Source organism: Brooklawnia sp. (genome assembly GCF_032229645.1).
Taxonomy (GTDB): Bacteria; Actinomycetota; Actinomycetes; order Propionibacteriales; family Propionibacteriaceae; genus Brooklawnia.
This window is the reverse complement of sequence record NZ_JAVTWX010000060.1, coordinates 1-10,996: the sequence shown is the minus strand read 5'-3', so window position 1 is coordinate 10,996 and position 10,996 is coordinate 1. Positions and strand designations below refer to the sequence as shown.

Annotated in this window: 8 protein-coding genes; 4 read left to right on the top strand and 4 right to left on the bottom strand. The window is 64.2% G+C overall.

Annotated features, from left to right (window positions below):
- A partial coding sequence (locus AAFP05_RS04135) for a Fic/DOC family N-terminal domain-containing protein (RefSeq protein WP_341728593.1) occupies nt 1-275 on the bottom strand: 275 nt, incomplete at its 3' end.
- A 197-nt stretch (nt 276-472) separates the two neighbouring features.
- On the opposite strand from AAFP05_RS04135, the gene AAFP05_RS04130 reads away from it, so the two are divergent.
- The 3 genes from AAFP05_RS04130 to AAFP05_RS04120 all read left to right on the top strand — a co-directional run bounded on the left by AAFP05_RS04130 (nt 473) and on the right by AAFP05_RS04120 (nt 3,835).
- Nucleotides 473-937 (top strand): hypothetical protein, encoded by a 465-nt coding sequence (locus AAFP05_RS04130; protein ID WP_341728592.1) that lies wholly within the window; start codon nt 473-475, stop codon nt 935-937.
- A gap of 267 nt (nt 938-1,204) precedes the next feature.
- Nucleotides 1,205-2,692 (top strand): peptide MFS transporter, encoded by a 1,488-nt coding sequence (locus AAFP05_RS04125; protein WP_341728591.1) that lies wholly within the window; start codon nt 1,205-1,207, stop codon nt 2,690-2,692.
- A 300-nt stretch (nt 2,693-2,992) separates the two neighbouring features.
- Nucleotides 2,993-3,835, top strand: a complete 843-nt coding sequence (locus AAFP05_RS04120) for a siderophore-interacting protein (RefSeq protein ID WP_341728590.1) — start codon at nt 2,993-2,995, stop codon at nt 3,833-3,835.
- Between the two features lie 45 nt (nt 3,836-3,880).
- On the opposite strand, the gene AAFP05_RS04115 is transcribed toward AAFP05_RS04120, so the two are convergent.
- Nucleotides 3,881-4,834, bottom strand: a complete 954-nt coding sequence (locus tag AAFP05_RS04115; protein WP_341728589.1) for a Gfo/Idh/MocA family oxidoreductase — start codon at nt 4,832-4,834, stop codon at nt 3,881-3,883.
- Between the two features lie 43 nt (nt 4,835-4,877).
- On the opposite strand from AAFP05_RS04115, the gene AAFP05_RS04110 reads away from it, so the two are divergent.
- Nucleotides 4,878-6,074 carry a multidrug effflux MFS transporter gene (locus tag AAFP05_RS04110; protein ID WP_341728588.1) on the top strand — a complete coding sequence of 399 codons (1,197 nt, stop codon included), beginning with the start codon at nt 4,878-4,880 and terminating at the stop codon, nt 6,072-6,074.
- Between the two features lie 18 nt (nt 6,075-6,092).
- On the opposite strand, the gene AAFP05_RS04105 is transcribed toward AAFP05_RS04110, so the two are convergent.
- Both AAFP05_RS04105 and AAFP05_RS04100 read right to left on the bottom strand, forming a co-directional pair.
- The gene (locus AAFP05_RS04105) at nt 6,093-9,746 is read right to left on the bottom strand and encodes a hypothetical protein (protein ID WP_341728587.1); all 3,654 of its coding nucleotides are present in this window, start codon (nt 9,744-9,746) and stop codon (nt 6,093-6,095) included.
- A 107-nt stretch (nt 9,747-9,853) separates the two neighbouring features.
- Complete coding sequence (locus AAFP05_RS04100) at nt 9,854-10,771, bottom strand: class C sortase (protein ID WP_341728586.1); 918 nt, start codon at nt 10,769-10,771, stop codon at nt 9,854-9,856.
- Between the last annotated feature and the right edge of the window lie 225 nt (nt 10,772-10,996).

Below are 10,996 nucleotides of genomic sequence, written 5' to 3'. Positions count from 1 at the left end.
GACAGCGATGCCTGGGTGCCCTCGATGCGGGAGCTGGCCAGTGCCTCGCGGCGGAGGTAGGGACCGATTAGCAGGCTCGGATCAGTGATGACCATGCCGAGGCCTTGGAGGTGACCCAATGCCGCGTCGGCGTCGGACATCGCCGCGACGACCTCGGCGCTCAGCGGAAGTTGGCGTGGGATGGGCTTCGGGAGGTAGTACGTGAAGGCCCACTTCTTGCCGGGCTCTCGCATCGCGTGGCCGAAAGCGCTGTCGACGAACCTGCTGGCATCCATCCCTGAACCTTACAACTGAACCACCGATCAACTTGGAAGTTGAGGCGAAACTTCCAAGTCTTCGGGGAGTTCAGTTGGAAGTTCGTTCGGTGTGTCCAAGTGCACTTGCAGCGTCGGTTCTAACTTCCAAGTCTTCGGGGAGTTCAGCCACAGAACTACGCTTGGCGGCACGATCAAGCAAGCCAAAGGACTGTGACATGACCGAGAGCGGATTCAGCGCAGACGAACGAGCCGCCATGAAACACCGGGCCGAAGAGCTGCGATCGACCAAAGGCCTGAAGGGCGCCGCCAAACTGGTGAAAGAACTTGAGTCCTGTATGGACGCTATCGAGGCGCTCGAGGGCACCGACAAGGCGGTCGCCACCTTGCTTCATAGGGTCGTCTCCGAGGAAGCGCCCGAACTGATGCCCAAGACCTGGTACGGCTTCCCGTCGTATGCCAAGGACGGAAAGCTGATCGTCTACTACCAGCCTGCGTCCAAATTCAAGACGCCGTACGGGACCATCGGATTCAGTGAGAACGCAGCACTGGACGACGGCGACATGTGGCCGAACGCATACGCTGTGATCGCTGCCAGTGACGGGGTCGAACAGCGGTTGCGCGGGCTGGTGAGGCGCGCAGCATCCGACGCAGCGAGCATATCCCCGCCGAATACGCTCTGAAGGCCCACCTACAGCAACGACGTCAGGCCGCGTCGCCGATCTAGCAGCGGCCAGGCAGGTCGGCTTCGTCGGAAGGTGACGATGTGCCAGGTCACCAAAGAGCGCTGATAGAGAAATGACACGACCGGGCAGAAACGCAAATATTGCGGTATTTTGTCCAGCCGATCTGCCATTCCCCTGTCAATCGTGATAGCCTACCGCGGGTTCACAGCAAATGCTGCAGCAACCCGGACGACGACCTGCGGGTCACGAGCAAGGAATGACATCGTGTCATCAACCACATCCGAGCCATCGCCGGTGGCCCCCGATTTCAAAGCATCCAACGGCGGATTCTTCGGACATCCCTGGGGCCTGGCGAACCTCGCAGGCGTCGAGATGTGGGAGCGCTTCAGCTTCTACGGCATGCAGAGCCTGCTGGCCTTCTACATCTACTACTCGGTCAGCGACGGGGGCTTGGGGCTGTCCGAAGCAGCCGCCACCTCAATCGTGGGTGCCTACGGTGGCCTGGTGTACCTCTCGTCCGTTCTGGGCGGCTGGGTCGCCGACCGATTGCTCGGGTCCGAGAAGACGCTGCTCAGCGCCGCGATCCTGGTCATGTGCGGGCACCTGGCGCTGGCGTTCCTGCCGGGCGTGCCCGGCCTGGCGGTCGGCCTGGTCTGCGTCGCCCTGGGCGGTGGCTCGCTGAAGACCACCACCTCCACCACGTTGGGCGACCTCTACTCCCCCCTCGACAACCGGCGCGATGCGGCCTTCTCGATCTACTACATGGGCGTCAACATCGGCGCCCTGATCGGCCCGCTCGGCACCAGTGCGCTGTGGGGATGGCGGGGCTTCCACTGGGGCTTCGGCCTGGCAGCCGTCGGCATGGCCCTCGGCCTGATCCAATACATCGCGATGCGCCGCCGCACGCTGAGCACCGCGAGCTCCAAGCCGACCAACCCGCTCAATAACACCGAGAAGCGCAACTGGACGATCGGTCTGGTCATCGTTGTCGCCGCACTGGCCGCCATCATTGCGTCCGGCCTGATCAAGGCGGAGAGCCTGTCGACCATCGTTGTCGTGCTGACCTCTATCGCCGCAGTGGCGCTCTTCGTCCTGATCTTGAGCAGCAAGAACATTGATGGGGACGAGCGCAGCCGCGTCTTCTCCTTCATCCCGATGTTCATCGCCTCCTCGGTCTTCTGGTCGCTCTTCCAACAGCAATTCACCGTCATGGCGATCTACTCCGACCAGCGGCTCAACCGGCATGTCTTCGGCATCGACTTGCCGCCGAGTGTCGTGCAGTCGATCAACCCGGTCTTCATCATTGTCTTCGCGGGCGTCTTCGCAGCGATGTGGACCGCGCTGGGCGACCGCCAGCCGAGCACCCCGGTGAAGTTCTCGCTTGGCACCGTCATCATGGGATGTGCCTTCTTGCTGTTCATCCCGTTCACCGGAAGCGCGAACGGCACCGTGCCGTTCTGGGCGATCGTATTGATCCTCTTCTTCTTTACCATCGCCGAGCTATGCCTGTCTCCGGTCGGCCAATCCCTGTCGACAAAACTGGCCCCGAGGGCCTATCACTCGCAGATGGTCGCGCTCTACTTCCTCTCTGTCTCACTGGGTTCGGCCATGGCAGGATCGCTGTCATCGCTGTACTCGACCTCGAACGAGGTGCCGTACTTCTTGAGCATCGGTCTCGGCTCAATCGTCGTGGGCGTGGCCCTCTTCCTGACGCGCGGGCCGATCAACAAGCTGATGCGTGGCGTGAAGTAGCCGAGCACCTCAATTCCATCTCTGCACGGCTTCTTCTCCCCTGTTCTCGGGCGGGAAAGGCCGTGTTTGTTGCCGTGACTTTCGGCAAGCGTGACTAACTACATGCGATCTACATGCGATATGCCAGCCAAATCGTTTCAGCACTGCGATTCGAGGCAAGTTCGCCAAGATCGCATGTAGTTGGTCACGGCCCGTTTCCGCACCGGCCTCGCCGCCGCACTTGAATCCCCAAATTAGGATGGCCTAAGTGCAGCCATGCGCGGTACTGAGCATTGTCGGAAGCAACCGGAAGAGGCAGCCATGCCACCTCGTCAGCGCGTCCTACGGCACGCCACCGTCACCAGCAGCGAGCGGGTCTCCCCGCAGCTGATCCGGCTGACATTCGATTCGCCCGACCTGATCGGCCTAGACCTGCCCTTCACCGATCACTACGTGAAGCTGCTCTTCCCGCCGCAAGATGCGCCGTATTCGCATCCGGTCGATCCCGAGCAGGCCGCCACCCAATACCCCGAACACCGGCTGGTGACGCGCACCTACTCGCTGCGCTACCGCGACACCGTCAACGGCACGATGGTGCTCGACTTCGTCACCCACGGCGATACCGGGCTGGCCGGCCCCTGGGCACAGCGGGCCAATCCCGGTGACGCCATCAGCTACTTCGGTCCCGGCGGCGCCTGGGCGCCCAGCGCCGACTACGACCACTTCGTGCTGGTCGGCGATGAGGCGGCCTCCCCTGCCATCTGCGCTGCGCTGGACGAGTTCCCTGAAGGCGCGACGGGCGTGGCGTTCCTCGAAGTCGCAGAACAGTCGGCGGTTTTCGACATCCCGGAACCGGCCGGCGTCCAGATCGTCTGGGTCTTCCGGGACGGCGCACCCTTCGGCCAAAGACTTGCCCAGGCGGTCCGGGCGTCGCAGATCGCCGAGGGCCGGACCGGTTGGTTCGTCCACGGCGTTGCGGAGATGGTCAAGGACCTACGCCGCTATCTCTTCGTCGAACGCGGCGTCTCGAAATCAGACGCCTCGATCTCGGGCTACTGGCGAACCGGCATGACCGAGGACGGCTGGCAGTCGTCCAAGCACGAGTTCGTTGCCGGAATGGAAGCCGAGGAGGCCGCAGCCCTCGTCATCCCCGACCCCAGCTGACCTGAGCGAGCGTGAGGGAGGCTCATCAGCCCGAAACCCGACAGCTCAGATCGATGATGCCCGGATGGCGTCGATCGTCTCGAGGGTGTGCAGGGTGCGCAGCTGGTCAGCAGCCGGATCGTCCCCCTCGATCAGCTGCCCGAAACGCTCGATCTCGAACCTCATGTTCGCCGGTGACAGATCGAGGCGCTCGGTGTCACGCTTACCGTCCAGGTAGGTCACGACGAGTTCACGGGGCGCGGCAACCCTGTCGAAGGTCACCGTCGCAAGCTCGCCCTGAATTTCGCTCGGCCGGTCGGACGCAGTGATCTTCGAGTACGAGAGATCGGCCACCATCCCCGGATAGCTGGCGAGCACCGCGCCCGCCCCATCCACGCCGGAGCCGACGGTCACATTCGACGCCGTCACAGCCTGCGGCACCCCGAAGAGGTCCACCAGCATCGAGACGCAGTAGACCCCGATGTCGTACAGCGCTCCCCCGGCCAGCTTCGGATCGAAGATGTTCACCGACCGGCCCGTGAGCACCAGGTCATAGCGGGCGGAACGCTGCGAATAGGCCAGCGAGACCCTGCGGATTTGGCCGAGCTTCGGCAACAGCGCCCGCAGGGCTGCGGTCCCCGGATCATAGGCATTGCGCATGCCCTCAAATATCACGACACCGGCGTCCTTCGCCTCGTCCAGCAATACCGAGAACTGGTCCGCGGTCGGCACAGCGGGCTTCTCCACGAGGACGTGCTTGCCGGCCCGGATAGCGCGCAGCGCCTGCTCATGATGAACGCCGTTCGGGCTGGCGACATAGACCGCGTCGACATCGGTGGACGCGAGCATCGCGTCCAGATCGGTCCAGGTCTGTTCTGCGCCGAAGGCGGCCGCCGCCTTCCGGGCGGTCTCGCGACTGCGCGAATAGACCCCGGCGAGTTCGATCGTGGACACCTCGGCGAGTGCGTCGACGAACGAATAGGTGATCGCGCTGGTGCCGATCGTGGCGATACGAATCATGACTGAAACCTTACGGCAGCCGCCGGAGGGCTAAGGTGTGCCGGTGAGCAAACGTGTTGGCCTGCAGACGACGATCATCGTGGCGATGCTGTCAATGATCGGCCCGTTCACCATCGACTCGGTCTTTCCCGCGTTCGCCCGCATCGGCGTCCAGTTCGGGGCCTCGGACGCGGCGCTGCAGCAGATCACCAGCATCTACCTGTTCGCCTACGCGTTCGCCAGCCTCTTTCACGGCCCTATTTCCGACGCGGTCGGACGCAAACCCGTCATGATCGTCGGCATCGCCGCCTTCGCGCTCGCGTCGATCGGCTGCGCCTTCGCCCCTAGTCTGGGCGTCCTATTGGCCTTCCGCGCCGTCCAGGGTGTCTTCGCCGGTGCCGGCCAGATCATCTCGCGGGCGCTGGTCCGCGACCTCTATGACGGCTGGCAGGCACAGCGCGTGATGGCGCAGATCTCGATGATCTTCGGCGTCGCGCCCGCGTTGGCACCGGTGGTTGGCGGCTGGCTGCTCGCGGTCGGCGACTGGGAAATCATCTTCATCTTTCTCACCGGCTACACGGTGCTGCTCCTCCTGCTGGTCACCTTCGGATTGCCCGAATCTCACCCTGCCGACAAGCGGACGCCGCTGCGGCTCGGACCGATCTTCTCCGGCATGCGCGAAGTGGCGACCGACGGCCCGTTCGCGCGGCTCGCCTTCGCTTCGTCCCTGGCCTTCTCGGCGCAGTTCCTCTACATCGCGGGGGCGCCGATCTTCATCGTCCGGCTGCTCGGGCTTGGCGAACGCGACTTCTGGGTCTTCTTCGTGCCGATGATCACCGGCATGATCCTCGGCTCGTTCATCAACTCGCGGCTGGCCGAGTGGGGTCATCCCGAGAAGGTGGCCAGCATCGGGCTCGGCATCATGCTGGGCGCGATAGCACTGAATGTCGGACTGGCCGCGTCTGGCCTGGCGTCCCAGTTGCCGTGGCCGATCGTCGGGCCCGCGCTCATCGCGTTCGGCATGTCGCTGGCGTTCCCCATCCTGCAGTTGACGATGCTCGACCTCTTCCCCTCCAGGCGTGGTACTGCCGCATCGTTGCAGAGCTTCGTTTCGCTGCTGCTCAATGCGCTGCTGGCAGGCGTCATCATTCCACTCGTCTCGGGCAGCATCTTCTCGCTGGCTCTGGCCAGCTGTGTATTCGGAGTGAGCGGATCCGGGCTTTGGGCCTGGCATCTGGCGTCCGCCCGCCGCGGTCGTTGAGCCGGCCGAGATAGGCCCTTAGCGGCAAGGGTCGAACGGCCTGACGCCAACGATCGCACGATTCCATTCGAGGTCGCTCAGCGGTGTGCCGCGCTGCGCGCAAAGTCCCGTCTCGACCCGCTCGATATCCAGGTCCCAGATCTTGACCTGGCCATCGTTCCCGGTCCCGGCAAACGACGATCCATCACCCAAGAACATCAGGTCGGTCGTGCGGCCCATCTGAGCGTTCAGCACAAGCTCGGCCGAATCGGACGACTCGTCCAACTCCCACATGTAGAAGACCTCGTCGCCGCCGCCGGCCATCAGTCGCTTGCCATCCGGGCTGAAATTCAGACCGTAGATCGCGGCCTGGGACTGGTGAAACTCATGGACCGGCTTCGGCGCGCTGGGGTCTGACAGGTCCCATACGCTCACCGTGCCCAGATCGGTCCCGACCGCCAGCATCGGTCCGGCCGCAGACATGGCGCTCACCGACGGGTTTGAATCGGTCATGATGGACGGCAACTGCTGCGGATGCTCAGGGTCTGCCAGCGACCAGACCTTGACCTCGTTCTCTGCGATGCCGATCGTCAGCAGACTGGAATCGGCGCTGAACCGGGCGATCTGCGGGGTCTCCGTGTTAAGTTCTGCCAGCTGGGTCAGCTTGCCATCGTCGCCGACTCGCAGCAGCAACGACTTCTGCTTCAGGTATTCGCTCACCACCATCAGGTGGCCCGTCCGATCGACGACAACGTTGTTCAGCACGGCCGAGTCGTCCATCACCTGGTGCACGATCGGGTCGGACGCACCGGTCTGGTCCAACCGCCAGCCCACGACGCGGCCGTCGGTGCTGCCTGCCCATAGCATGGTGCCGGCGCCGTCCATCCAGATCGAGCTGTACAGACTGATGCCGTCGGGCACCACCGGCGATTTCATCTTCTTCAGCACGGGGTCGAGCGACCACAGCTCGACCGAGTCGGCGCCGAGGTCGACATAGGCCAGCCATTTTTCGCCTGCGGCATCACCTGCCAGCTGATAGACCGCCTGGCCAGCAAGTCGCAGATACGGGTTCGCCTCCGACCAGACCAGCAGAGTGCCCGCAGTGTCCACGGCTACCGGATGCCCGTGTACCATTTCGGCTCCGGTCATCAGCATCGGACCCGACATGCTCCGATGCACCGTGTCGGTGGCCGCATCGACCACCCGCACATGTTGCCCGGAGTCGGCGGTCAGATAGGTGTCGGCATCGGTGAATCGCACAGAGTTCACCCACGACGCGTAGTCGGTCGAGACGACGCCGGGCCCGTCGGGATTGGTCAGGTCCCAGCGCATGCTGGCCCGAGCACCCATCCCGGCCACCAACCAGTGACCGTCGGGGCTGACCGCCAAGGCCTGAGTGCGCGGGATACGTCCGTTGATCTCATAGGTCATGGGGGCCATCGGCCGCGGCGTCAAACCCGCGAGCTGCCACCGCTCGATGCGTCCCGAGACGCCACCCACGTAGATCACCGAGCGGGTCGGATCCATCGCGATGCTGGTCACCGCCGCACCAATGTCGGTGAGGGCCACCTGGTTGGGCTGCGCCGGATCGGCGAGCGAGAAGACACGCAGCTGGCCTGCCGAATCCCCCATCAGTAGGCCTCGACCGTCAGGAGTGAAGGCGGTGGCGAGAACGGTCTGTTCATCGGACGGCAGGTCTGCGAGCAGCTGCGGCTGGCCGGTGACGTCCCAAATGCTCGCGTGCTGCTCGCCGCCGACCGCCGCCAACGTCCTGCCATCGACGATCGCGATATCGATCGCATAGAGATGGTGAGCATGATCGCTGACCGTCCACTGCTCGCCCGGCCCGCTCTGCATTTCATCGGATCGCCACAGCGTCAGGTCACTTTGCGAACCGGCCCGGACGACGACCGAGTCGTCGGACGCCCTCGCCAGCACCGACGGCCCATTGCCCGACCACCGGGTCGGCACATCGTTCGCGTAGGTGTCGAGCAAGACCGATCGCGCTTCTACGGTGTCGGCCAGCCCGTTCGCGGCCAACGCCATCTGGGCTTCAAGAAAGGTGTCGCCGCTGGTGTTCGAGCGGATCGAATAGGCGATCTGGCGTGACTGGGCGTCCAGTTGTACTCGGCGGGTGTGGACGATGGCCAGCCCGGCAATCAGCGCCATCGCCGCCATCACGCTGGCCAGCACCATCGCTATCCGGTGCTGCCTACGCAGCGTCGACGAGACCGCCTTCTCCTGATCGAGCAGCGAGGTGAAATGGGCTTCACTGCGCTCGACGAATTCGCGCTCGTCGGCGCTCAGTTGCGCGGCCGTGTTCGGATCGGCAACAAACTCGGTGAACACCGGCAGCCGATTAACAGGCAGCAGCGAGTCCGGGCTGCGATCGTTGTCCACCCACAGCGCGGTCGCACGACGTAGATGCTCGTGGACGCGCAAATCCATGCGTCCCTCATCGACCCAGTCGGCAAGCCGATGCCAGTGCATCAGCAACGCGTCATGGCTGATCGCCAGCTGGTCTTCTTGGACGCTCAGCAGCCGCGCCGCCAAGAACTGCTCCGCGACCGCGCGTTGCGCATCGGATAGCGATTCCATGGGGATGTGAGTACGCAGGACGGCGTCGCCGTGCACCGAGACCAGCCGCAGCAGCAGGCCAGCTACGAGCTGCTGCTGGTCGGCCGGCAATGCGAGATAGGTGCTCTCCGCAATCGTTTCGACCGCAGACGCCAGCCCTCCGGCACGAACATAGTCCGCGGTCGTCATCCGGGTTCCACCGCATTGCGACCAGACCATCAGCAACGCGCTGGACAGCAGCGGCAGCACCGAGTGCGGCAACCGCTCGGTGGACTCGTCCTGCGCCAGATCGTCCAGCAGCAGTTCAACCAATTCGGGCTCGACCTCTGCCCCGTGCTGTTCAGCAGGAGCAACGATCGCCTGGGTGAGTTCTTCGCGAGTCATCGGCGCGATGATCATCGGATGCTCAAGTGCGCGGGCCAGCACCGGGTGTTCGGCGGCCACGCCGAATGCATCGGAACGTAACCCGATCACCACGACTGTCTCTTGTTCGAGAGCATCGAGCACACCCATCGCGGTGGCGATCGTCGCGCCGTCATTTTGCAGCACTTCTTCGATCTGATCGATCACGATAAGGTCGGCGCCCCCACTATTGACCGGGCCGTCCAGGGTCAACGCCTGCGCATCGCGGCATACCGCATGCCTGCCGGCGAGCAGGCCGTTGACGCATTCACCGCCGATCAGGCCGGCCGCCAAGAGCGATGATTTGCCGCTGCCGGAGCCTCCGACGAGAGCGACGATGCCGCGGCGGCCGGGCAGCGCCTCGACCAGTTCGGCGAGCCGCCTCGACTCCGCGGCTCGCCCGAAGTAGACGGGGGCGTCGTCCACACCGAACGGACGCAGCCCCAGGTAGGGGGCCCGACCGGATATCTTCACCAGATCGGCGTCCGGGTTCCACATGATTTCCGGAATCCGCAGGTCGAGCCCTACCAAGAGTTTGCGGAAGTTGTCGCGCAGCGCCGGAGTTGGCAGGTGTTTGCCCGACAGCCAGCCTTGCACGGTTGCACTGGGGACACCGGCCATTCGTGCTGCGCCACGCACCGACACATCCTTGGCCTGACGAGCTTCACTCAGCAGCCGCACCAATTCTTCGCGGGAGGCGTCACCAGAACCCATTGGAAGCCCCTTTCAGATGGCGCGCCACCGTGCCACTCCAGCAGCAATGTTACTGCTGGCTAGCTGTCTTGCAGTGGCGGGGGTACGTCTCTAGGCAGGCCCCGGGGTCAGGCACGACCTCGCTTGGCGAGGGCTCGTCCGGAGTAGATCACAAACCCGGTGAGCACCACGACGCTGCCGCCGATGATCACGCTCCACCAGGGGAATCCGGGGATGTCGGGCGCGGTTCCTGCCGCCTGAATGTCTTGGACCGGGGTCGGGGTGACACGCTCCCCGGTCACCAGGATGCGGTGGGTGTTGATGCCCAGCGGGGTGCAGGTGACCAGAGTCACCAGGTCCTTGCCGTACTGCGGCAGCAAGGGCTGCGTTTCGTCCGGTTGTACGACCTGGGTCGAGATCACCTGATAGGTGAGCACCTCACCGAAGACCTCGATGGTGAAGTGGTCGCCGACCTTCAGCTTGTCGAGGTTGTCGAAGAGCGTCGCACTGGGCAACCCGCGGTGCGCGGTCAAGACGGAGTGCTGGGAGATGCCGCCGACCGGCAGTGAGGTGCCCTTGAGGTGGCCGACCCCGGCAGCGAGCGTCGCTTCCGAGGTGCCGTGGTAGATCGGCAGATCGACGTCGATGCTGGGAATCTTCAATCGGCCCATGGTGCCGGTGCCGTTGATATCGAGCAACTGGTTGTAGTCGAACTCGCCACCGTTCTCGCCATCAGAGGTAGGCACGTTGCTCTCGGGGGACAACAAGGCACCGCCGGTGAGGGCAGAGTTGTAAGCCTGGGCCTTCGCGATCTCGGCTTCCAGTCTGGACGGCGGACCCTTCTCAATGTCGGCAGTGACGACGTCATCGATCAGACGCGACTGGTTGTACTGCGAGAACCAGCTCGCCACGCTGGGATACATCAGCACCAGCACGCCGATGAGGAGCACCAACGACATCAGCGCGTTGAACCACGGCATTCGCCAGCGACGTGGACGCGGCGTGGGCGCGCTCGCCGGGCTGGGCTGCGAAGCGACGTCGAGCATTCTGGTCCCCCCTCTTAACGCCATTCAGTGGGCGGAGAGGTGACTCCCCGCCCACTGAATGACTACTGATTACTGCTGTTCACTAGCTCGGACGATGCGTCCTCTCGCTATCAGGCGCGAGCCTTGCGGAGTGCCATTGCGCCACCCGCAGCACCGATGATCGCAACACCGGCGATGAGGAAGATCATGGTGCCCTGGCCACCGGTCAGCGGCAGGTTCGGGCCC